We start from the raw sequence: 22,403 nt of genomic DNA, 5'->3' as shown, positions 1-22,403 counted from the left end.
ACACGGCGTGCATATCGATCGAAAGGCATCGATGTACGGCAAGGCATTCGCCCCGGAGTACCAGGGGGCCCTCACCACCCTGTCCGTGAACTCGTCGCTCACCGACGTTCTGGCCGCCGGTACCGAGCAGTTGAGAGCGGCCGAGCGGGCCGGTCGGCACGGAGAGGTGGCACGTTCGGGGCTCGCGGTCGCCGAGGCGCACCGCCGGCTCGGGCACGTCGGTGACGCGGACCGGGCGTGGAAGGCGAGCTACCGCGCCGCCCGGGAGGCCGACGACACCGCTGCGATGGCCTGGGCCCTGTGGAGCGGCGGCACACTGGCCCGCCAGCGCGGCGCGTTCCCGCTGGCCCGGCGGCTCCTTCAGCTCGCGGCGGACCTCGGCGAGCGCGGCGGCGACGTCGTCGTACGCGGCTACTCGCTGGCCGGGCTGGCGGAGACCGGCCGCATCCAGGGCGACTACGAGGCCGTCCACCGGCTGCACGAGCAGCTCCTGGCCGAGGCGCGGCGGCGCGGCGAGGCGCGGCACACCGTGTGGGCGCTGGAGGGCATCGCCCAGATCCATCGCAACACCGGCTCGTACGACACGGCGTACGCCCTGTTCGAGGAGGCGGCCGAGATCGCCGGGCGCGCGGAGGACCGGCGGGGGCACGCCTGGGCGCTGCGGGGGCTCGCCGACATCGTCTCGGTGCGCGACGGCGACACGGAGCGGGCGCTCGCCCTGCTGTCCGAGGCGGAGAGCTCGTGCCGCGCGATGAAGCTCTCCAGCGCGCTGGCCTACAACCACAAGATGCGCGGCAACGTCCTCTACCGCGCCGGGCGCTACGCCGAGGCCCGCGACCTGTACGAGCAGGCGCTCGCGGAGTTCCGCGCCATGAGCGAGCCGCGCGGGGAGGCGCTGTCCCGGCTGGGGCTGGCCAAGTCACGGGCCCGGCTCGGGCACGACCGCTCCGAGACCGCCGCCGAACTGGCCGACCTGGCCCAGGTGCTGGAGCGGATCGGGCTGCGGCACGCGCGGGAGATGGTGGCGCGGGCCCAGGAGGAGTTCGGCATCGCCGAGGATGCCTTGACGGGCGCGGGGGCGGGGGCGAAGCGGTGACGGCTTCCACTTACGAGCACGCCCCGTCCACCCAGGTCTCACCCGACGGCCGCCCCCACTCCCCCGAGGCGCACGCTCCGGCCGACCCCCGCCAAGTCCTCGACCGCTGCCGGTCCTTGGTGCGGCCCGCGCTGCGGGAGGCGGTCGGGCGGACGCATCCGTGGGTCGGGGAGATGGCCGCGTACTCCTTCGGCTGGTGCGAGGTGGGCGGTGCGCCGGCCGCCGGCTCCGGCGGGAAGGGCGTACGGCAGGCCCTGGCCGTGCTCGGCGCCGAGGCGGCCGGTGCGCCCGGCCGGGCCGCCGTGCCAGGGGCGGTCGCGGTGGAGCTGGTGCACGCCTTCTCCCTGCTGCACGACGACATCATGGACGGTGACGAGGCACGGCGCCGCCGCCCCACGGTGTGGAAGGCCTACGGCACCGGCCCCGCCGTTCTCGCGGGCGACGCGCTCTTCGCGCTGGCCGTGGAGACGCTCGCCGCGGCGCCGTCCGGTCCTCGGGCCGTACGGCTGCTGTCCGTGGCGCTGCAGGACCTGGTGCGCGGGCAGGCCGACGACCTGCTGCTCGCCGCGCGCCCCTGGACGGGCCCGGAGCGGGTACGGCCGGACGAGTACCGGACGATGGCCGAGCACAAGACGGGCGCCCTGCTGGGCTGCGCGGCCGCGCTGGGCGCCCTGCTCGGCGGCGCGCCGCCCGCGACGGTCTCCGCCCTCGACCGGGCGGGCCGGCACCTCGGCGTCGCCTTCCAGATCGTCGACGACCTGCTGGGCATCTGGGGCGACCCGGCAGTGACCGGCAAGCCGGTGTACGGCGATCTGCGGGAGCGCAAGAAGACGTTCCCGGTGCTCGCCGCCCTCGACGCGCCGGCCGCCGGACGGCTCCCCGCGCTGCTGGAGTCGGACGCGGATCCCGGCGAGGTGGCCGCGCACCTCGAGCGTGCGGGCGGAAGGGAGGCCGCGCTGGCGGAGGCACGGCGTCACGTAGCCGCCGTGGAGGGGGCTCTGGCGGACGTGGCTCTTGAGGCGGCGCCTGCCGGGGAGCTGCGGTCGCTGCTGGACTTCCTCGTGCGGCGCGATCTCTGACAGCTGGGGCAGCCTCAGGGCGGGAGCCCTGGGCGGCCCACCGCGCATCCGGGTTGACCTGCGCGTGCCTCCGCGTCAGGGTGCCAATCGGCGTGGATCCGCCCCCGCGCCGGAAAGGTGACTGCCTTGATCGGGATCTCGGACGTCGAAGCCGCGGCCGACCTCATCGCCGGACATGTCGTGCGCACCCCGACCGTTCCCAGCCCAGGCCTGACGGCCCTGCTCGGCGTTCCGGTCACGGCGAAGCTCGAACTGCTCCAGCGCACCGGGTCGTTCAAGGCCCGCGGCGCGACGGCGAAGCTGCTGTCGCTGAGCGAGGCCCAGCGCGCCGCCGGGGTCGTGGCGGTCAGCGGGGGCAACCACGGCATCGCCCTGGCGATGACGGCCGCCGCCTTCGACGTGAAGGCCACCGTGGTCATGCCGCGTTCGGCGCCGGCCCGTTCCGTCAGGATCGTCGAGGAGGCCGGCGCTGACGTACGCCTGACGGACGACATGGACGGCGCGTTCTCCCTCGTCACGCGGCTGCGCGATGAAGGACTGACCCTCGTCCATCCGTTCGACGACCCCACGGTGGTCGCCGGTCAGGGCACCGTCGGGCTGGAACTGGCCGACGACGCCGACGAGATCACGGACGTCCTCGTCAGCGTCGGAGGCGGTGGCCTCATCGCCGGGGTGGCGGTGGCACTGCGCGCCCGCCGGCCGACGGTGCGGATCTGGGGCGTGGAGACGGAGGGCGCCGAGGCCATGTCCCTGGCGCTGGCGGCGGGCGGGCCGGTACCGGTGGCGCTGTCGTCGATCGTGTCCACATTGAGCGCGCCGACCGTGTCGCAGCTGACGTACGACCACGTGTCCGCGTCGGTCGACGAGGTGCTGGTGGTCCCGGACCGGGAGGCGGTGCGGGGCGTGCTCGACCTCGCCGAGCACGCCAAGCTGTGGACCGAGCCGGCCGCGGGCTGTCTGCTGCCCGCGGCCCGGCGCGTCCTGGAGCGGGTCGGGGACGGCGCCCGGCTCGGGCTGGTCGTGTGCGGAGGCAACGCGGCGACGTCGGACGTGCTGCGCTGGGCGGCCGATTTCGGCCTTCGCTGAAGGATTCACACTCAATTTCCCTGCGCTTTTTCCGAACTTACTCTCGCGTAAGAATCCAAATGAAAAGAGGCGGCCTTTAGTTGAGGATTTCGTTGAACGCTTCCCGTCATGCCTCGCGTACTTCCTGTGAGAAATGAGAGCCGGGGTTCAGCGAGGGATGACCATGGTCAAGGCGCGCGTCTCCACAGCCGAGTTGGTTGCCGGAAGGTATCGACTCGTCGATGTCGTCCAGCGCGAGACGAACCGCGTGGGTTACTACGGCGAGGACGTGGAGACCGCACGCCCGTGCCTCCTCACCCAGATCGGGCTCCCCGACGATCCGAGCCCGGACGACCGGCGCCGGGCCACCTCGCGCATCCTGCGCACGTCCGAGCGGATCGGGCTGCTGCGTCCGGGCCGGGTCGCCGTCGTGCTGGACGCCGTCGAGGAGGCCGGAAGCCTGTGGATCGTCACCGAGTGGATCGACGGCACCCCGCTCGGCGAACTCCTCGCCCAGCAGGGCCCGTTCAACTACGTGAAGGCCGCGCGCATCGGTCTCGAACTGCTCGACGTGCTGGAGGCCGCGCACGTCGCCGGCATCACGCACGGCGAGCTGAGCCCCGGGCAGGTGTTCGTCGGCGGTGACGGGTCGGTCGTGGTCACCGGCTTCGGGCTGGCCGGCGCGACCCTCGTGCCCCGCGTGGCCGCACCGTCCTACGCCTCCCCCGAGCAGGCCCGCGACGAGCGCATCGGACCGGCGTCCGACCTGTGGGCGCTCGGCGCGATCGTCTACTCGATGGTGGAGGGACGTCCGCCCTATCGCGAACGGGACCGGCCCGAGACCACGTTGAAGGGAGTGGACCGGCTTCCGCTGCGCGCCCCGATGCGGGCCGGGCCGCTCACCCAGGCCGTGCAGGGGCTGCTGCGCAAGGACTCCCGGGAGCGGCTGAGCAGACCGGTGGTCCGCGAGGCGTTCGAACGCGTCCTGAGCGAGGACCCCGACGCGACCGCCCAGGCGATGGAACGCCCCCGGCTGCGCGGCCGCTTTCCCGTGGGACCCACCTGGAGCAGACGTGCCATGGTCGCCGGGACGGCCCTCGCCGTGGTCACCGTCGCGGCCGCCGTCCTCGTGGTGACCAACAGCCGCGACGACGACTCCGGTGCGGCCGCGGGTGCCGCGCCCAGCCCGCCCGCCACCGCCGGGCCCCCGGGCGGCCGGTCCCCCTCCGCCGCGCCCAGCACGTCTCCCTCGCAGGAGGCGACGGAGCCGGGGACACCCACCCCCTCCCCTTCGGACAAGGGCGACGGCGTGCCCGCCGGCTACCGGACGTACAAGTCGCCTGACGGCTTCTCCGTGGCCCTGCCCGAGGGGTGGCAGCCACTCGGCACCGCCCGCGCGTCGGACCTGGCGTTCCGCGTCTTCTTCGGCGCCGACGGCGACCAGCGCAGGCTGGCGGTCACCTACAGCGAGGCCCTCGGCCCGGACCCGGTCGCCGTATGGCGCGACGACGTCCAGCCCGACCTGGAGGAGCGCGGCGGCTTCCAGCGGATCGGCGACATCGAGGCGAGCACGTACCTGGGGTACGACGCCGCCGACATGGAGTGGCTCTCCGACAAGGGCGACACCCGCTTCCGTACCTTCGGCCGCGGCTTCCTCGTCGCCGAGCACCGCGGTTACTCGCTGCGGTGGTCGGCTCCGGAGGACGACTGGAACGACGCCGAGAACCAGGAGGCCCTGGACGTGCTCCTGCGGACCTTCCGGGTGCCCGAGGACTGAATCACATCGCCGGCCGGGGTGCGCACATCGCCCGCAGCGGCAGCCCGTGCAGCGGATCGGTGCGCCAACTTGCCGTGAACGTACGGTCCTTGAGCGAGCACGTCACGGCCAGATGGTGCGGGGTCTCCAGGAAGGCGACGTCCACCGCGAGGGTGTCCGCGTCGGTCCAGCCGCCGCTGACCGCGGTGGGCACCGGCCCCTCGGTGACCGTCCATCCGGGGCCCCCGAGCCGCAGTGGGAGCGCGTGGCCGCCCTCGGTGAGGGTCAGCGTCCAGCCGTCACCGTCCGGCGCGAGTTCGACGTCGGTCAGCTTGGGCAGGCCTTCATAGCGGCCGCCGTCCGGGGTGAAGGAGTCGGCGGACCACGCCTCGACGCGCTCGGGCGGTACCGGCTCGCCGGCCGCCGGTGGCAGCGCCAGTCCGGCCAGCCGCTCCGCCAGCGCCGCGTCCGCCGCCTCGCCCCCCGTCAGGGGTCCGGGCCGGAACGCGGGCAGGAGGTGCTCCCAGACCAGGTTCAGCAGGCTCTGCATGTCCACGGTGTCCGCGGTCGTCGCGATCACCGCGTCGTGCTCGGGCAGCACCACGCAGAACTGGCCGAACGCGCCGTCGCCGCGATAGCCGTGCCGGGACATCCAGAACTTGAAGCCGTATCCGCGCCCCCAGTCCTCCCAGGGCATCGCGCTGTCGGTCGGGATCTGCTGCCGGGTCGCCTCGGTCACCCACCACTCGGGCAGGAGCCGCTCGCCCTCCCACACCCCTCCCCGCAGATAGAGCTCGCCGAGCCGGGCGACGGCGTCGGTGGTGGCGTGCAGTCCGCTGAAGCCGAGTTCGCGGCCGCTGCGGTCGCGCAGCCAGGCGACGTCGCCGATACCGAGCGGGTCCAGCAGCCGGGGGCGCAGATACTCGGTCAGCGACCGGCCGCTCGCCCGCTGGACGATGGCGGAGAGCGTGAAGGTGGCGGGCTGGTTGTACGCGAACACGGTCCCCGGGTCCTTGGACGGGGGCACCAGGAGAAAGCCGCGCACCAGGTCCTCGCGGTCGCGTTGCCGCGCCTCGAAGACGGTGTCGGTCTCGTGGCCGCTCGCCATGGACGCCACGTGCCGCACGAGCATCGCGCGGCTGCGCGGATCGGTGATGTCGGCGTCGAGCTCGGGGAAGTACGAGATCACCGGGTCGTCGAGGCGTATCAGCCCCTCGGCGGCGGCGATCGCGGCGGCGGTCGCGGTGAAGCTCTTGCTGATCGAGTAGAGCAGATGCGGGCGTTCGGCGGTGTACGGCGCCCACCAGCCGGAGGCGACCAGCCGGCCGTGCCGCAGGATCATCAGGCTGTGCGGCTCGATCGCGGGGGCGGCGTCGAGTGCGTCGAGGAAGGCGAGGACACCGGAGGCGTCGACGCCCTGGGCGGCGGGAGTGCTCGAAGGCAACGGGCGAGCAGACATAGGGGCATCCTCCCCCGGCACCCGTGCGGCGATCGAGAGTCCCCCATGCCGCGGACTTCGGCATCCACCCCATCCGTCCCGTTTTCAGCATCCGTGTCCCGGGGACTCGGGCCGCATGGTGCAGATCGGATACACAATGATGACCGAGCAGGCCGGCCCCCGGGAGCTGGTGGACCATCTGGTCCGCGCCGAGGAGGCGGGCTTCGACTTCTCCGTGACCTCGGACCACTACTTTCCGTGGCTGGCCTCGCAGGGTCACTCGCCGTACGCGTGGAGTGTGCTGGGCGCGGCCGCCCAGGCCACCTCGCGGATTCCGCTGATGACCTATGTGACGTGTCCGACCTTCCGCTATCACCCGGCAGTGGTGGCGCAGAAGGCGGCCACGATGCAGTTGCTCTCCGAGGGCCGGTTCCGGCTGGGGCTCGGTTCGGGCGAGAACCTCAACGAGCACGTGGTGGGCGGTGGTTGGCCGTCCGTGGATGTGCGGCACGAGAGGCTCGAGGAGGCGGTGGAGATCATCCGGGCGCTGTTCGAGGGCGGCCATGTGAACCATCGCGGGACGCATTTCGACGTGGAGTCGGCCCGGCTGTGGGACCTGCCGGACGATCCCCCGCCCATCGGCATCGCCGTCTCCGGGGACCAGTCCTGCGAACTCGCGGGCCGGCTCGGCGACCTGGTGATCGCGACCGAGCCGAGGGCGGAGCTGTTGACGGCCTTCGACCGGCACGGCGGCCAGGGCAAGCCGCGCGTGGGCCAGCTGCCGATATGCCACGACCCCGATCGCGACACCGCGGTCAAGCGTGCCCACTCCATGTTCCGCTGGTTCGGAAGTGGCTGGAAGGTCAATTCCGAGCTGCCGCACCCGGACTCCTTCGACGCCGCGACCCAGTTCGTCACACCGGACGACGTCGCCGCGTCGATCCCGTGCGGCGACGACCCGGAGGACTTCGTCGAGGCCGTCCGCCCCTACGCGGACGCCGGCTTCACCGAGATCGCGCTGGTGCAGATCGGGGGCCAGGAGCAGTTGCCGTACATCGACTGGGCGCGGACGACTCTGCTGCCGGCACTGCAGGACGCTCTGGGCTGACCGCACGGGTGACCTGGCGCGACCGCGAAGGCGGGTCCGCTCGGTGACCCGGCAGACCGCGAAAGCAGGGCCCGCGGGTGCCATAGGCTGCTGGTCCGCACCTCCGCGGACCGAGTACAGCCTTACAGGAGAGTCATCCGTGACACTGGCGTTCGTCCCGCCCGAGACGTCCCCCGACACGCCCGAGGCCCCGCTGTCCGATCTCGTCGCGCGGGACGCGCGTGAGTTCGGGGTCTACGCCCGGACCGGGGGGTGGGCTTTCGCACTGATGGTGGCGCGCAGCGTGCGGCCCGGCGGCCAGGGCGCGGGCGAGACGCCGAAGGTGTCCGCGAAGGAGTTCGCGGAGCTGGCCGGATGCTCCCCCGACCGCGTCATGCGCTACTACAAGGCCTGGGACCGGGCCGCCGACGACGGCCTCGTCCCGCACTTCGAGGCCCTCGCGCCGGGCCAGGAGGTGGAGCTGCCGGACGCCGACGTGTGGCTCAGCTACTACGTCTCCCGCAACAGCGCCACCTCCGAGCGCGGCACCGCCATCAGCGAGGCCGCCGAGGCCGAGGGCATCCGCCCGACCAAGGCCCTGGAGGTCGCCGAGAACCCGACCGCGCTGCGCGCCGCGATCCTCGCCGACCCCTCGACCGCCCGCGCGGCCCGGCAGGCCCTGCTCGACCGGGTGCGCGAGGACCCGGACCTCCAGGCCGAGTTGGCGCGGGACGTGGTGCGCACCGACGACCTGAAGAAGGCCGTCGCCACGGAGAGCCGGTCGGCCGACCGCATCGGCTACGTCCGCCAGATCGCCGAGTCGGGTCAGATCAAGACCCCGGCCGGGCAGACCGTGGACGCGCCTGTCGACCTGCGTCAGGAGGCCGAGCGGCATCTGTCGCTCATCGACGAGCTGGAGGACGACGAGGACACCGGTGAGTGGGCGAGCGACGCCTACGACACCATGAAGTCCCTCGTCGCCGAGGCCGTGGAGGCCGACCCCGAGCTGCGGGTGCAGGAGCGGCGGACGAAGTTCTACAACAGCCTCCAGCGGGCGACGAAGGTGTTCGAGGAACTGACCTTCGACGATGTACAGGAGTTCGTCGAGGACGACATGGTCCAGCAGTTGGAGGATCTCCAGCAGGCCATCGCCGCGTGCATCGCCGCACTTCAGGGTGCGCGGGGCGGGTCGGCGTCGCAGGAGTAGCCGACCTGGTCACGACGGTACGCCGTCGCTCACTCCGTGTGGCGGCGGCGTACCCACAGCGGCAGCGCGTACCAGCACACCAGGTACCAGACGACCACACCGGCGACCAGCCAGGGCACGTAGCCGTCGTGCGTGGCCACGCGCAGGATCAGCAGGAGCGAGCCCGTCATCGTGCCGAGCAGCAGGACCAGGCCGACGAACGTCAGCCGGGAGGCCCACTCGACCGCCTGCGGCTTGATCCGCCGCCCGGCCACCAGCCGGTGCAGGGACACGGGGCCGATGAGGGCGCCGGTGGCGGAGGAACCGAGGACGACCGTCACGATGTAGATGGCCTGGTTGCTGTCCGAGAGGGTGTCGTATTTCGTGGTGAACACCACGGTGAGCAGGAAGCCGAACAGGATCTGGACGCCCATCTGGGCCACCCTGACCTCTTGGATGAGTTCGCCCCACATGCGGTCGGCCCGCTCCTCCGCGGTCTCGTCGCGGCCCCTGCGTCTCACCTGCTCAGTCATGCGATACGAGTAACCGCGACACCGAGCGCTCAAACTGCGGGGCTCCGGGGGCGGCGGGAGGCCCGCCCCCGGAGCCGTGCCGCGGCTACCAGCGGCTCTCGACCTGCTCCTTGATCCGCCGGTCGTAGAGGTCCCGGATCGCGGTGAGCGTGTCCTGCGAAAGCTCCGGCAGGTCCGCCGCGGCCGCGTTGGCGCGGGCCTGCTCGGGCGAGCGGGCACCCGGGATCACCGTGGTCACACCCGGCTGCTGGATGATCCAGCGCAGCGCCAGCTGAGCCGGTGTGAAGCCCTCGGGGGCGAGCGCGGCGAACTCGACGGCCGCCTCCACACCGGACTCGTAGTCGACGCCGGAGAAGGTCTCGCCCTGGTCGAAGGACTCACCGTGCCGGTTGTAGGTGCGGTGGTCGTTCGCGGGGAAGACGGTCTCCTTGGTGTACTTGCCCGACAGCAGGCCGGAAGCCAGCGGCACGCGGGCGATGATGCCGACGCCGGCCTCCCGGGCGGCGGGCAGCACCTCGAGGAGGGGCTTCATACGGAACGGGTTGAGGATGATCTGCACACTGGCCACGCCCGGCCGCGCGATCGCGGTGAGCGCCTCGGCGCAGGTCTCCACGCTGACGCCGTACGCCGCGATCCGCTCTTCCCCGACCAGGGTGTCCAGGGCGTCGAACACCTCGTCCGTCGAGTAGACCGGCGTCGGCGGGCAGTGCAGCTGGACCAGGTCGAGGCGGTCCACGCCGAGGTTGCGCCGCGAGCGGTCGTTCCAGGCGCGGAAGTTGTCCAGGACGTAGTTCTCGGGGATCTGCTCGACGCGGCGGCCCATCTTCGTCGCGACGAGGACGTCGAGGTCCGGCCTGTCGCGCAGGAAGGCGGCGATGGTCTGCTCGCTGCGCCCGTCGCCGTACACGTCGGCCGTGTCGAAGAAGGTCACCCCCGACTCGACGGCGGCCTCCAGTACGGAAAGGGCTTCCTTGTCGTCGACGTCTCCCCAGTCGGCTCCCAGCTGCCACGTACCGAGACCGACGACGGATGCCCGCTGACCCGACCTACCGATTACACGCTCGTCCATGGCGTCAGTGTGTCATCCGCCGGTCGCGGGCGCGGAGCGGGCCCCTCCGCACCGCCAACCTGTGAATCATTCACTCACACGAGTGAATCGACCCGATGGGCAAGCGGTTACCGTCGAGCAGGTCCCTAGCTTGGGCCTGTGATCGACAAGTTCACCCGCAGGGGCTTCCTCCGCACCGCCGCGCTGGCCGCCGTACCGACGCTTCTCCCGGCGGATCCGGCCGTCGCGGCGCAGGAGTTGCCGGACTTCCCGCCGGCCGTGACGCTGTACCGCTCGGCGTACCGCAACTGGGTGGGCGAGATCACCGCCGAAGGGCTGTGGGCCTGTGCGCCGACCGGCCCGGACCAGGTCGTCGCGGTCGTCAACTGGGCCTGGCGGCACGGCTGGCGGGTGCGCGCCCGGGGCGCCTCGCACGGCTGGTCGCCGCTGACGATCACGCGGGGCACACCGTCGGACGCGCCGGTCCTCCTCGTCGACACGGCGGCCCATCTCACCGGCCTGTCCCTGGAGTCCCCGAACACGGTGCGCGCCGGCGCGGGCGTCACCCTGGAGGCCCTGCTCACCCACCTGGAGGAACACGGCCTCGGGCTCACCGCCGCGCCCGCGCCCGGCAACCTCACCCTGGGCGGCGCCCTGGCCGTCGACGCCCACGGCACCGCCGTTCCCGCGCGGGGAGAGGAGCGGCTGCCCGGTCACACCTACGGCTCGCTGAGCAATCTCGTGCTCTCGCTGACGGCCCTGGTCTGGGACGAGGGCAGTGGCGCGTACGTGCTGCGCACCTACAGCCGTGACGAGGCGGACTGCGCCGTCCTGCTCACCCATCTCGGGCGGTCCTTCGTCACCGAGGTCGTGCTGCGCGTGGGTGCGAACACCAATCTGCGGTGCGTCAGCCGCACGGACGTCCCGGCCGGGGAGCTTTTCGCCGCGCCCGGCTCCGGCGGGCGCACCCTCGCGAGCTACCTGGACCGGGCCGGGCGCGTCGAGGCGATCTGGTTCGCCTTCACCGAGCACCCGTGGCTGAAGGTGTGGAGCGTCTCCCCCACCCGGCCGCTGACCTCGCGGCGCGTGACGACGCCGTACAACTACCCGTTCTCGGACAGCGTCCCGCCCGTCGTGGCGGACCTGGTCGGGCACATCGTGTCGGACGGGGCCTGGTATCTGGCGCCCGTGCTCGGCAACGCGCAGTACGACGCGGCCGCGCTCGGGCTGGTGGCGACGCTGTCGGCGGACATCTGGGGGCCGTCCAAGAACACGCTGCTGTATCTCAGGCCGACGACCCTGCGGATCGCCACCAACGGATACGCGGTGCTCACCGGCCGGGACCAGGTGCAGCGCGTCGTCGCGGAGTTCGCCGCGTTCTACCGGGAGCGGCTCACCGCCTGTGCCGACCGGGGCAGGTTCCCGGTCAACGGGTCGGTGGAGATCAGAGTGACGGGCCTCGACGAGCCCGGGGACGTCGGGGCGGCCGGGGCCCGGGCCCCGCTGCTGTCGGCGCTCCGGCCGCGCGAGGACCGCCCGGAGTGGGACACCGCCGTGTGGCTGAACATCCTGACGCTGCCCGGGACACCGTACGCGGAGGAGTTCCTGAGCCAGATCGAGCGGTTCCTGCTGCGGACGTTCGACGGCGAGTACGCGACGACGAGGGTCGAGTGGTCGAAGGGCTGGGCCTACACCAGGGACGCCGCCTGGAGTGACGGCGAGGTGCTGGGCCATGTGGTGCCCGGCGGCTTCGGGGACGACGTGTGGGGGCAGGCCGCCGGGGCGCTGGCGAGGCTCGACCCGCACCGGGTGTTCGGCAACGCCTTCCTGGACCGGTTGTTCGGGTGAGGCGGGCTACTCGCCGGACGTCCTGGCGTGTACCGTTCGCGCGACCTTCGGCCCGAGCCAGCGCTTGAGCCGGCGCAGGGTCTCCGAGCGCGTGGCCGCCCTGTCGATGCGGTAGTACAGCTGGGGCGGCACATACGGCAGCAGCGGTGAGTGGCGCTGGCCGAGCAGGGCGAACATCTGCTGCGGGGGCAGTTGGATGTAGCGGGGCAGGTCCTCGTACCAGCGGGCGCTGTGACGGGCCGCGCTCTGGACGGACAACAGCGCCCGTCTGCGCTCCTGTTCGTACTGGAAGAGGGCCTGCGAGAGGACCGGCTGTTCGTGCAGGGCCCCGGCCAGGGCCATGGCGTCCTCCAGGGCGAGGGTGGTACCGGCGCCGATGGAGTAGTGGGTGGTGTGGGCGGCGTCGCCGATCAGGACGAGGTTGCCGCGGTGCCAGGTGCGGTTGGTGAGGGTGCGGAAGTTCAGCCACTGGGCGCCCGCGCCGCCGGACGGACGGCCGATGAGGGGGTGGCCGTCCAGGACACCGGCGAAGAGCTTCTCCAGCAGGATCAGTCCTTCGGCCTCGTCCGCGCCGTCGAGGCCGAGGCCGGTCCAGGTCTCGGGCGCGCACTCGACGACGCAGGTGCTCGCCTCGGGGCCGAAGCCGTAGCCGTAGCACCAGATCCAGCCGTGGTCGGTCTCGACGAACGCGAAGGTGAAGGCGTCGAAGACCTTGCTGGTGCCGAGCCAGATGTAGCGGTTGCGCCCGGTGTCGATCCGCGTGCCGAAGTGGTGGGCGTACCGGGTGCGCAGGGCGCTGTTGACGCCGTCGGCCGCGACGACCAGGTCGGCGGCGGGCAGGTCCCGCGCCGCGATGCCGTAGTCGAACTCCAGGCGTACGCCCAGTGAGCGGGCCCGTTCGGCGAGGATCTCCAGCAGCCGGTGGCGGCCGATGCCGTGGCCCTCGTCGCCCGGTTGGCGGGTCGTCAGGTCCCCGACGTGCGCGACGCCCTCGTTCCAGCGGACCGAGCTCGCCTCGATGGCGCGCGCCGACTCGGGGTCGTGCTCGTGCAGCTTGTCGAGCAGGCCGCGCCAGTAGGTGACGCCCCAGCCGTAGGTGGAGCCCTCCCGGTCGCGTTCATGGACGGTGATGTCGTGGGACGGGTCCCGCAGCTTGAGCAGGATCGACAGATACAGGCCGGCGGGTCCGCCACCGACGCACACGACCTTCATGCAAACTCCTATGAATTTCGCAATACGGTCATTTCGGTTCCGCAGATTAGCAGGCCGGGGCGCTGTTCCACGGTGTTCGCGATCACGCCAGTTTCGACGGGTGAGTCACACCACTGACACCCCGCCCGCCCGCGAAGGACCACCCGAAACACGGGCTTCGGCGCAAGGAATTCCCCGTTCCGACTGCCCGCGAACACGATCCCGACAAGATCACCTTCGTTCAATCTTGCACGTCATGTGCGCACTTGTCCGGATCCGAGCCAACCACTCCGGACCGATTTCTCCCGCTCTCGCCCGGCCCGATAGTCATGCGGAGTCGCAAACCGAACGAACCACCGAACACACCAGGAGGTCCGCATGCCCGAACTCAGCCGTCGCCGTGCGCTCACCGCCGCGGCCGCCCTCGCCACCGCGGGCGCCGTCCAGTCGGCCATCGCCCCCACCGCGTCCGCCGCCGGGCACGACCACCACGCCCCGGCGTCCTTCGACGAGGTCTACAAGGGCCGCCGGATACAGGGCCGGCCCGCCTCCGGCGGCGCCCATCAGCATCACGGCGGCGGCTACGCCGTGTTCGTCGACGGCGTCGAACTGCACGTGATGCGCAATGCCGACGGCAGCTGGATCAGCGTCGTCAGCCACTACGACCCGGTGCCCACCCCGCGCGCTGCCGCCCGCGCCGCCGTGGACGAACTCCAGGGCGCCGCGCTTCTGCCCTTCCCCGCCAACTGACCCCGCCGCACCCGCACTTACCTGCACTCACCCGCACTTGGAGCACCAGCGACCATGACCGTCCGCAAGAACCAGGCCGCCCTGACCGCCGACGAGAAGCGCCGATTCGTCGCCGCCGTCCTGGAGTTGAAGCGCAGCGGCCGCTACGACGGCTTCGTCACCACGCACAACGCCTTCATCGTCGGCGACACCGACAACGGCGAGCGCACCGGCCACCGTTCACCGTCGTTCCTGCCCTGGCACCGCAGATTCCTGCTGGAGTTCGAGCGCGCGCTGCAGGAGGTGGACGCCTCGGTCGCGCTGCCGTACTGGGACTGGAGCACCGACCGCTCGATACGGTCCTCGCTGTGGGCGCCCGACTTCCTCGGCGGAACCGGGCGCAGCCGTGACGGGCAGGTGATGGACGGGCCGTTCGCCGCGTCGGCCGGCAAGTGGGCGATCAACGTGCGCGTCGACGGCCGTACGTTCCTGCGCCGCTCGCTCGGCACCGCCGTACGGGAGCTGCCGACCCGGGCCGAGGTGGAGTCGGTGCTGGCCATGCCGACGTACGACATGGCTCCCTGGAACAGCGGGTCGGACGGCTTCCGCAACCATCTCGAAGGCTGGCGCGGCGTCAATCTCCACAACCGGGTGCATGTGTGGGTGGGCGGACACATGGCGACCGGTATGTCTCCCAACGACCCCGTGTTCTGGCTCCACCACGCCTACATCGACAAGCTGTGGGCGGACTGGCAGCGACGGCACCCCGGCTCCGGGTATCTGCCGGTCGCCGGGACACCGAACGTGATCGATCTCAACGACACGATGAAGCCGTGGAACGACGTGCGCCCGGCCGATCTCCTGGACCACACCGCGCACTACACCTTCGACGCGGCCTGAGGCCGGTCAGGCGTCCGCGGTGCGGCACTCGGGATGGCCCCAGCCCTGGGCGTTCTTGGCGATGGCCTCGCCCGCCGCGTAGCCACGACCGCAGACGCAGCGGCCGGGGAACTTCGCCTTGATGGTGCGCGAGGAGGTGCCGTTCTTCCGGGACGCGGCGGCCTTGCGGCGCGGGGCCGCCTTGGTCTTCGGGGTGTCCGGGGAGGGCGGCGGCTCCGGTGAACCGAGTCCGCTGCCCGCGGACTCCTGCACGGTGGCCGCCTGGCTGGCGGCGCGGTCGGCGAAGTCGTTCAGCGGGTCGCCGTCGACCTGGTGGGCGGGGACGTAGCGGAACTCGACCTTGCGGCCGTCGAGCAGTTCGTCGATGCGTACGACCAGGTCCTGATTGGCGACCGGCTTGCCGGCGGCCGTCTTCCAGCCGTTGCGCTTCCAGCCGGGCAGCCAGGTGGTGACGGCCTTCATGGCGTACTGCGAGTCCATCCGGATCTCCAGCGGTACGCCGGGGTCGGTCGCGGTGAGCAGGCGTTCCAGCGCGGTCAGTTCCGCGACGTTGTTGGTGGCCCGGCCCAGCGGGCCCGCCTCCCAGCGGGCCGGGGTCTCCGTCTCGTCGGCCACGACCCAGGCCCAGCCCGCCGGCCCGGGGTTTCCCTTCGAAGCCCCGTCGCACGCGGCCACCACACGTTCACGCATGCGTCCGATCATGCCATGGGCCGGCGGGCGGTCCGGGCGCGGATCAGGTACCGGTCACCGCACGTCCGTCGTCTTCGGCATCTCGCCCTCGGTCGTGGTGACGTCGATCACCGAGAAGTTCGCGCCCTGCGGGTCGCTGAGCGCCGCGAACCGGCCGAACGGCGAGCTCATCGGCCCGAAGCGCAGCACGGCGCCGTTCTTGGTGGCGCGGGCCACGGCGTCGTCGCAGTCCTCGACGGTGAAGTAGACGTTGATCCACGGCGGGATGTCGTAGGGGAACTCCTCCGTCATCCGCATCCGGCCGAGGACCACGTCGTCGCCGACCGTGTAGAGCCGGAAGTCAATCGCTTCGTCCTCCAGCTGTTTCGAGCCGTAGCCGAAGACAGCGGGGAAGAACGCGTCCGGCTTCTCCGGCTCGCGGGTGAAGACCTCGCCCCAGCAGTACGCGCCCGGCTCCTCCATCGGCGCCTCGAAGCCCTCGTGCGTACCCGCCTGCCAGACGCCGAAGACGGCGCCGCTGGGCTCGCGGGCCAGGCACATGCTGCCGAACTCGCCGACCGCCATCGGCTCCATCAGGATCTCGCCGCCGTTGTCACGGATCTTGGCGGCGGTGGCGTTCACGTCCGAGGAGGCGAAGTAGAGGCACCACTGCGACTGGCCCTCCTGGCCCGGCATGGGCGGGACGACCGCGGCCGCGGCCTTGTCGTTCGCATAGGCCTGGGTGTAGTTGCCGTACTCCGTCGACTGCTCCCCGAACGTCCAGCCGAGGACGTCGCCGTAGAAGTTCTTGGCCCCCTCGATGTCGCTGAACATCGCGTCGGCCCAGATGGGGGTTCCCTCAGGTTTCACGGCCATGGCTGCGGCCCTCTCCCGGATCGGTGAGTTGTCCCGATTCTTACGCTAGTCACCGGGCGGAGCGGTCGCGCGCCGAATGCGTGGTTCCGTTCCAGACTGGGGGGAAGGCGACCGGTCGGCGGACGGGGCTCGGCATGGCGGACGGGACGATGCGCGCGTGGTCGGTGACGGCGCCCGGACCGGTCGAGGCGGGACCGCTGCGGCTGGTGGAGAAGCCGGTCCCGGTACCGGGGGACGACGAACTGCTGGTGCGGGTGCGGGCGTGCGGGGTGTGCCGTACGGACCTGCATGTCGTCGAGGGCGATCTGCCGGTGCACCGGCCCGGTGTGACGCCGGGGCACGAGGTCGTGGGGGTGGTCGCCGGGTCCGGTGCGGCCGTGCGCGGCTTCGGCTCCGGGGAGCGCGTGGGGGTGGCGTGGCTGCGGCGGACCGACGGCACGTGCGGCTACTGCGCGCGCGGGTCGGAGAACCTGTGCCCGGCCTCGTCGTACACCGGCTGGGACGCCGACGGCGGATACGCCGAGTACACGACCGTGCCGGCCGCGTTCGCCCACCGGCTGCCCGGCGCGCTGGAGGACGTGGCGCTCGCGCCGCTGCTGTGCGCCGGGATCATCGGGTACCGCGCCCTGCGACGCGCGGCACTGCCGCCGGGCGGGCGGCTCGGGCTGTACGGCTTCGGAGGCAGCGCTCATCTGTGCGCGCAGGTGGCGATGACCGAGGGGGCCAGGGTGCACGTCCTCACGCGCGGGGCGGCAGCGCGGCGCCTCGCGCTCGATCTCGGTGCCGCCTCTGCGCGCGGCGCCTCCGAGATGCCGCCGGAGCCGCTGGACAGCGCGATCCTCTTCGCGCCCGTGGGTGAGCTGGTACCGGTCGCGCTGCGCGCCCTCGACCGGGGCGGGACGCTGGCGATCGCCGGGATCCACCTCAGCGACATCCCGGCACTCACCTACGAGAGCGAGCTCTTCTACGAGAAGCAGGTGCGCAGCGTCACCGCCAACACGCGCGAGGACGGCCGTGAGTTCCTGGCCCTCGCCGCCCGGCATCATGTGCGCGCCACCACGCACCCGTATCCGCTGTCGCGAGCGGACGAGGCGCTGCGGGATCTCAAGGCTGGTCGGTTCGACGGGGCGGCCGTGCTGGTGAACGACCTGTCCTGAGCCCGGTGCGCTCCGGCGCCCGGCGAGCCGGTGCCCGCACGCCCCCGCGCCCGCCCGTCCCGGCGATCACCACCGGCGTGAAAGGACGGGCCTGTGCGCCCTCCGCTTCGAGGGAGGGTTTGCACCACTCGTGTGACGAAACCGCCCCCTTCACGCCGTACCGGACAAACCACCGGCGCTGTTTGGCTTGTGCCTGCGGCGCGTACGGCCCACCAGTGTCAGGAGGCCGCCGTCATCGCGCCCAGAGGCTGCCGTCGTCATCCACCACTTCACTCACCCCTGATCACCCTCCAGGGAGGGATTAAGTGTCCGTACCCGAGAGTGCCACCGGACCCGCCGCCGACGACCCCGCCCCCGAGGCACCGCTCACCAGTCTCAGCACCCAGGCCGCCCGCCAGCTCGCGACCACCACCAAGTCCGAACCCCAGATGCAGGCCATCTCCTCGCGATGGCTGCTGAAGATGCTGCCTTGGGTGGACGTCAAGGGCGGCACCTACCGCGTCAACCGGCGGCTCCAGCTCCGGGTGGGCCGCGGCCGGGTGCAGTTCGACCAGAACGGCGCCTACGACATCAAGGTCATCCCGCAGACGCTCACCGAACTGCCGGTGCTGCGCGGCTACTCCGACATCGACGTCCTCAAGGAGGTCGCGAACCGCTTCCGGGTGCGCGAGGTCCGGGCCGGCCAGGTGCTGGTCGAGGCCGGGCAGCCGGTCACGGAGGCCTACCTCGTCGTGCACGGCCGCTTCACCCGCTTCACCGAGGGCAAATACGGCGAGGAGGAGATCCTCGGCGTCATCACCGACGGCGACCAGATCGGCGACGAGGCCATCGGCCAGCCCGACCCGCTGTGGCTGAGCTCCGTGCGGGCCGAGACCGCGGGTGTGCTGCTGGCGCTGGACTGGACGGTGGTCCAGGAGCTCACCGACCGGGTGCCCTCGCTCGCGGAGCACCTCCAGGCCTACGCCGAACGCCAGAGCCTGCCCATGAACCGCAAGGGCGAGGCCGACGTCCCGGTGCAGGCGGGCCACATCGGTGAGCCCACCATCGGCGGCGGCTTCGTCGACTACGAACTCGCCCCTCGCGAATACGAGTTGTCCCTGACCCAGACCGTGCTGCGCGTGCACACCCGGGTCGCCGACCTCTTCAACAACCCGATGGACCAGACCGAGCAGCAACTGCGGCTGACCATCGAGGAGATCCGCGAACGCCAGGAGTGGGAGCTGGTCAACAACCGGGAGTTCGGGCTGCTGCACAACGCCGACTACGGGCAGCGGATCAGCACCTTCAGCGGTCCGCCGACCCCGGACGACATGGACGAACTGCTGTCCATGCGCCGCAAGACCAAGCTGTTCATCGCCCATCCGAAAGCCATCGCGGCGTTCTTCCGGCAGTGCAACCGGCGCGGTCTGGTGCCCGGCACCGCGAACGTCGACGGGCACGAGATCCCCGCCTGGCGCGGTGTGCCGATCTTCCCGTGCAACAAGATCCCGGTCAGCCCGCAGCACACCAGCAGCATCATCGCGCTGCGCACCGGCGAGGGCGACCAGGGGGCCATCGGGCTCTACCAGACCGGGATTCCCGAGGAGTACCAGCCCGGTCTGAACGTGCGGTTCATGGGCATCGACGCCAACTCGATCATCCGTTACCTGGTCACCGCCTACTACTCAATGGCGATCCTCGTGCCCGACGCGGTCGGGATCCTGGAGAACGCCCAGATCGGCCGGACGGCCGAGTGACCGCTTGGAGCACCCGATGAGCACGACGGCCTCCTCGCCGTCCCTGCCCGGACCGCCGAACCTCGCCCGTACCCTGCGGACCCGGCGCGGCGGCGCGATCCCCGGGCTCAAGTACCGGCAGGTCGCCCCCGCCGACCCCGAGAAGGCCGCGGAGGTCGACCGCAGGCTGGAGGACTGGGCCCGCGGCCTGGATCTGTTCCCGCCGGCCTGGTCGGGGGACTTCTCCGGGTTCCAGTTCGGCCGGGCGGTGGTGCTCCAGCATCCGGCCGCGGCCGACCTGGAACGCCTGACGGCGGCCGGGAAGCTGCTGCTGGCCGAGAACATCGTCGACTCCTGCTACTGCGAGGAGGACGAGGGCCGGGGTGCCTCCCGCAGCGGGCTCGGCGGGCGGCTGATCATGGCCCAGTCGGCGCTGGACCCGTTCCACGGCCCGCCGGAGTTCCAGGAGCAGTGGGCGCACGGCATGCAGGGGGACGGCCCGCTGCGGTCGTACCACTGGGCGCTCAAGGACTACTCGGCCGTCGCCACACCGAGCCAGACCGACCGGCTCGTGCACGATCTCGCCCGGCTGCACATGGGCTATCTCGCCGAGGCGGCCTGGAGCGAGACACGGTACGTCCCGCAGGTGTGGGAGTACCTGGTGATGCGGCAGTTCAACAACTTCCGGCCCTGTCTGTCGATCGTCGACGCCGTCGACGGCTACGAACTGCCCGAAGCGCTGTACGCCCGCCCCGAGGTCCAGCGCATCACGGCGCTCGCCTGCAACGCCACCACGATCGTCAACGACCTGTACTCCTTCACCAAGGAGCTGGCCGGTGACCCGACCCACCTGAACCTGCCGCAGGTCATCGCCGCCAACGAGCGCTGCGGCCTGAAGGCCGCCTATCTGAAGGCCGTGGAGATCCACAACCGGATCATGCAGGCGTTCGAGGAGGAGGCGGCCCTGCTCGCCGCCACCTCGCCACTCGTCGAGCGCTACGCCCGCGGCCTGGACGACTGGGTGGCCGGCAACCACGAGTGGCACGCCACCAACAGCCACCGCTACCACCTGCCCAACTACTGGTAAAGCGCGACCGAATGACAGAGCGTCACACGCACCAACGCGAGGAGTCACCCTTGACCATCGCCCCCGAAGCCCGCACCAAGCCGAAGTCGGTGCCGACCCAGTCCACGTACCAGACCCGTGTCGCGGACTACTGGAACGCCGAACAGAACCCGGTCAACCTCGAACTCGGCAAGCTCGACGACCTGTACCACCACCACTACGGCATCGGGGACGCCGACCGCTCCGTGCTCGACGAGCCCGACCCCGGCCTGCGCCGGGAGCGCATCACCGCAGAACTGCACCGGCTGGAGCACGCCCAGGCCGAGCTCCTCGCCGAGCGCCTCGGCCCCCTCTCCCCCACCGACCGGGTCTTCGACGCCGGCTGCGGGCGCGGCGGCGGCAGTGTGGTGGCGCATCTGCGCCACGGCTGCCACGCGGACGGGGTCACCATCTCCGAGAAACAGGCCGAGTTCGCGAACGCGCAGGCCCGCAAGCGGGGCATCGACGACCGGGTGCGCTACCACCACCGCAACATGCTGGACACCGGTCTGGCGACCGGGGCGTACGCGGCGTCCTGGAACAACGAGTCCACCATGTACGTCGAGCTGGACCTGCTGTTCGCCGAGCACGCCCGGCTGCTGCGCCGCGGCGGACGCTACGTGGTGATCACCGGTTGCTACAACGACACCTACGGGCGCGCCTCGCGCGAGGTGTCCCTCATCAACGCCCACTACATCTGCGACATCCACCCACGCTCGGAGTACTTCCGCGCCATGGCCCGCAACCGGCTGGTCCCGGTCCATGTGGAGGACCTCACCGAGGCGACCATCCCCTACTGGGAGTTGCGCCGTGAGGCCGACCATCTGGTGACGGGCATCGAGGACACGTTCCTGAACGCGTACCGCAACGGCAGCTTCCAGTATCTGCTGATCGCGGCGGACCGCGTCTGATTGACCGTCAGGGCTCGCGTCGGCCACGGGCGTTCCGTGGCCGACGCGGGTCTTCCGCCTCGCGCCCGGCCGTGCTTGCCTGGGGAACCGTTTTCGGTGTCCGGGGCGGGAGTGGCCGTATGCGCAAGCCGTGGATCGTGGGGGTGCTGCTGTCCGCCGTGCTGCTCGGCGCGTGCGGGGATCCGGCCTCCGGGCCGCCGCCCGTGCCGCCCCCGGACGTGCCGCGCGCCTCCGTCACCACGCAGCAGCAGGCGCCCGCCTCGCGCACTCCCCGCCCGGCCAAGGCACCCACCGTGCTGTATCTGGGCGACTCGCTGGCGATGGAGGCCCAGAACGTGGTCGGGCAGGAACTGCGCCGCGAGCTGCGGGCGGCGTACACGAGCGCCCCGTACTCGGGCACGACCCTGTGCGACTACCTGGAGGGCACGGGCAAGCGGTCCCTGGTCCCGGACGCGGACAAGGCGGCGCCCCTGGTGCGCAGGCTGCGCCCCGACTTCGTGGTGCTGCAGTTCTGGGGCAACGCGTGGGGTTACACGCCCTGCATGGACCGGATCACCCATGACGCCTCCCCCGGCAGGTACTTCGAGCGGTACGCGGCCGACATGAAGCGGCTCACGGACCAGATCGCCGCCGCCGGGGACGCGCGGATCGTCTGGGTGCTCCAGGGCCCGGACCCGATCACTCCCGACCGCGTCCGGCGCGTCAACGGCCTCTACGAGGAGCGGGCCGCCGCCTCGGGCGCCCTGGTCGCCGACGCGGGTGAGACGGTGAGCGCGGCCGGGGCCCGTTACTCCTGGGTCCAGTACCTGCCGTGCACGGCGTACGAGCGCGACCACTCCCCCTACTGCACCCAGCCGGGCCGCGACCGCACCGCCCTGCACCGGGACGACGACTACCTGCACTTCTGTCTGGCGCCGACGACGTCGACGCCGAAGCCGTGTCCGGTCCGCTCCCCCGGGATCCTGCGGATCGCCCAGGCGATCACCCGGGTGATCCGCGAGAACCCCTGAGGGG

Annotated in this window: 20 protein-coding genes; 14 read left to right on the top strand and 6 right to left on the bottom strand. The window is 71.7% G+C overall.

From position 1 onward, the window contains the following. The first annotated feature begins 31 nt into the window (after nt 1-31). The 4 genes from ACIRD7_RS15760 to ACIRD7_RS15745 all read left to right on the top strand — a co-directional run bounded on the left by ACIRD7_RS15760 (nt 32) and on the right by ACIRD7_RS15745 (nt 5,017). Complete coding sequence (locus ACIRD7_RS15760; protein ID WP_403453853.1) at nt 32-1,096, top strand: tetratricopeptide repeat protein; 1,065 nt, start codon at nt 32-34, stop codon at nt 1,094-1,096. Beyond that, complete coding sequence (locus ACIRD7_RS15755) at nt 1,093-2,175, top strand: polyprenyl synthetase family protein (RefSeq protein ID WP_403453387.1); 1,083 nt, start codon at nt 1,093-1,095, stop codon at nt 2,173-2,175. Before ACIRD7_RS15760 ends, ACIRD7_RS15755 begins: the two co-directional genes overlap by 4 nt. Before the next feature lie 126 nt (nt 2,176-2,301). After that, complete coding sequence (locus ACIRD7_RS15750; RefSeq protein WP_403453386.1) at nt 2,302-3,261, top strand: threonine/serine dehydratase; 960 nt, start codon at nt 2,302-2,304, stop codon at nt 3,259-3,261. A gap of 157 nt (nt 3,262-3,418) precedes the next feature. Then, the gene (locus ACIRD7_RS15745; protein ID WP_403453385.1) at nt 3,419-5,017 is read left to right on the top strand and encodes a serine/threonine protein kinase; all 1,599 of its coding nucleotides are present in this window, start codon (nt 3,419-3,421) and stop codon (nt 5,015-5,017) included. Between the two features lies 1 nt (nt 5,018). Here the strand turns inward: ACIRD7_RS15745 and ACIRD7_RS15740 are convergent, their stop codons facing one another. After that, complete coding sequence (locus ACIRD7_RS15740) at nt 5,019-6,455, bottom strand: serine hydrolase domain-containing protein (RefSeq protein ID WP_403453384.1); 1,437 nt, start codon at nt 6,453-6,455, stop codon at nt 5,019-5,021. 115 nt (nt 6,456-6,570) lie between these two features. Here ACIRD7_RS15740 and ACIRD7_RS15735 point away from each other — a divergent pair, with 115 nt between their 5' ends. Next, a complete protein-coding gene (locus tag ACIRD7_RS15735) occupies nt 6,571-7,542 on the top strand; it encodes an LLM class F420-dependent oxidoreductase (RefSeq protein ID WP_403453383.1) in 972 nt (323 codons plus the stop codon). Between the two features lie 139 nt (nt 7,543-7,681). Beyond that, complete coding sequence (locus ACIRD7_RS15730; protein WP_403453382.1) at nt 7,682-8,728, top strand: hypothetical protein; 1,047 nt, start codon at nt 7,682-7,684, stop codon at nt 8,726-8,728. A 29-nt stretch (nt 8,729-8,757) separates the two neighbouring features. On the opposite strand, the gene ACIRD7_RS15725 is transcribed toward ACIRD7_RS15730, so the two are convergent. Together ACIRD7_RS15725 and ACIRD7_RS15720 are read right to left on the bottom strand one after the other, a co-directional pair. Beyond that, nucleotides 8,758-9,240 (bottom strand): DUF6328 family protein, encoded by a 483-nt coding sequence (locus ACIRD7_RS15725; RefSeq protein WP_403453381.1) that lies wholly within the window; start codon nt 9,238-9,240, stop codon nt 8,758-8,760. An 85-nt stretch (nt 9,241-9,325) separates the two neighbouring features. After that, the gene (locus tag ACIRD7_RS15720; RefSeq protein ID WP_403453380.1) at nt 9,326-10,309 is read right to left on the bottom strand and encodes an aldo/keto reductase; all 984 of its coding nucleotides are present in this window, start codon (nt 10,307-10,309) and stop codon (nt 9,326-9,328) included. 138 nt (nt 10,310-10,447) lie between these two features. On the opposite strand from ACIRD7_RS15720, the gene ACIRD7_RS15715 reads away from it, so the two are divergent. Continuing rightward, complete coding sequence (locus ACIRD7_RS15715; RefSeq protein ID WP_403453379.1) at nt 10,448-12,136, top strand: cholesterol oxidase substrate-binding domain-containing protein; 1,689 nt, start codon at nt 10,448-10,450, stop codon at nt 12,134-12,136. 6 nt (nt 12,137-12,142) lie between these two features. Here the strand turns inward: ACIRD7_RS15715 and ACIRD7_RS15710 are convergent, their stop codons facing one another. Continuing rightward, the gene (locus ACIRD7_RS15710) at nt 12,143-13,348 is read right to left on the bottom strand and encodes an FAD-dependent monooxygenase (RefSeq protein WP_403453378.1); all 1,206 of its coding nucleotides are present in this window, start codon (nt 13,346-13,348) and stop codon (nt 12,143-12,145) included. Between the two features lie 357 nt (nt 13,349-13,705). On the opposite strand from ACIRD7_RS15710, the gene ACIRD7_RS15705 reads away from it, so the two are divergent. Together ACIRD7_RS15705 and ACIRD7_RS15700 are read left to right on the top strand one after the other, a co-directional pair. Beyond that, nucleotides 13,706-14,077 carry a tyrosinase cofactor gene (locus ACIRD7_RS15705; protein ID WP_403453377.1) on the top strand — a complete coding sequence of 124 codons (372 nt, stop codon included), beginning with the start codon at nt 13,706-13,708 and terminating at the stop codon, nt 14,075-14,077. 54 nt (nt 14,078-14,131) lie between these two features. After that, nucleotides 14,132-14,956, top strand: a complete 825-nt coding sequence (locus tag ACIRD7_RS15700; protein WP_403453376.1) for a tyrosinase family protein — start codon at nt 14,132-14,134, stop codon at nt 14,954-14,956. A gap of 6 nt (nt 14,957-14,962) precedes the next feature. Here ACIRD7_RS15700 and ACIRD7_RS15695 read toward each other — a convergent pair whose 3' ends face one another. Continuing rightward, nucleotides 14,963-15,658 carry a ribonuclease H gene (locus ACIRD7_RS15695; RefSeq protein ID WP_403453375.1) on the bottom strand — a complete coding sequence of 232 codons (696 nt, stop codon included), beginning with the start codon at nt 15,656-15,658 and terminating at the stop codon, nt 14,963-14,965. Between the two features lie 42 nt (nt 15,659-15,700). Continuing rightward, nucleotides 15,701-16,501 (bottom strand): VOC family protein, encoded by an 801-nt coding sequence (locus ACIRD7_RS15690; RefSeq protein WP_403453374.1) that lies wholly within the window; start codon nt 16,499-16,501, stop codon nt 15,701-15,703. 149 nt (nt 16,502-16,650) lie between these two features. Here ACIRD7_RS15690 and ACIRD7_RS15685 point away from each other — a divergent pair, with 149 nt between their 5' ends. From ACIRD7_RS15685 to ACIRD7_RS15665, 5 genes are all read left to right on the top strand, one after another. Continuing rightward, complete coding sequence (locus ACIRD7_RS15685) at nt 16,651-17,658, top strand: zinc-binding alcohol dehydrogenase family protein (protein ID WP_403453852.1); 1,008 nt, start codon at nt 16,651-16,653, stop codon at nt 17,656-17,658. Nucleotides 17,659-17,963: 305 nt separating this feature from the next. After that, complete coding sequence (locus ACIRD7_RS15680) at nt 17,964-19,394, top strand: family 2B encapsulin nanocompartment shell protein (RefSeq protein WP_403453373.1); 1,431 nt, start codon at nt 17,964-17,966, stop codon at nt 19,392-19,394. A 16-nt stretch (nt 19,395-19,410) separates the two neighbouring features. After that, nucleotides 19,411-20,460 carry a family 2 encapsulin nanocompartment cargo protein terpene cyclase gene (locus ACIRD7_RS15675; protein ID WP_403453372.1) on the top strand — a complete coding sequence of 350 codons (1,050 nt, stop codon included), beginning with the start codon at nt 19,411-19,413 and terminating at the stop codon, nt 20,458-20,460. A 50-nt stretch (nt 20,461-20,510) separates the two neighbouring features. Continuing rightward, entirely contained in the window at nt 20,511-21,389 is an 879-nt protein-coding gene (locus tag ACIRD7_RS15670) for a geranyl diphosphate 2-C-methyltransferase (protein ID WP_403453371.1), read from the top strand. Between the two features lie 119 nt (nt 21,390-21,508). Then, nucleotides 21,509-22,399 (top strand): SGNH/GDSL hydrolase family protein, encoded by an 891-nt coding sequence (locus ACIRD7_RS15665; RefSeq protein WP_403453370.1) that lies wholly within the window; start codon nt 21,509-21,511, stop codon nt 22,397-22,399. Nucleotides 22,400-22,403 lie beyond the last annotated feature (4 nt).

The sequence above is a fragment of the Streptomyces sp. NPDC093568 genome (assembly GCF_044764945.1).
In the GTDB taxonomy this organism is placed as follows: domain Bacteria; phylum Actinomycetota; class Actinomycetes; order Streptomycetales; family Streptomycetaceae; genus Streptomyces.
Note: the sequence above shows the minus strand (reverse complement) of the source record. Positions and strands in the feature narration are given on the sequence as shown.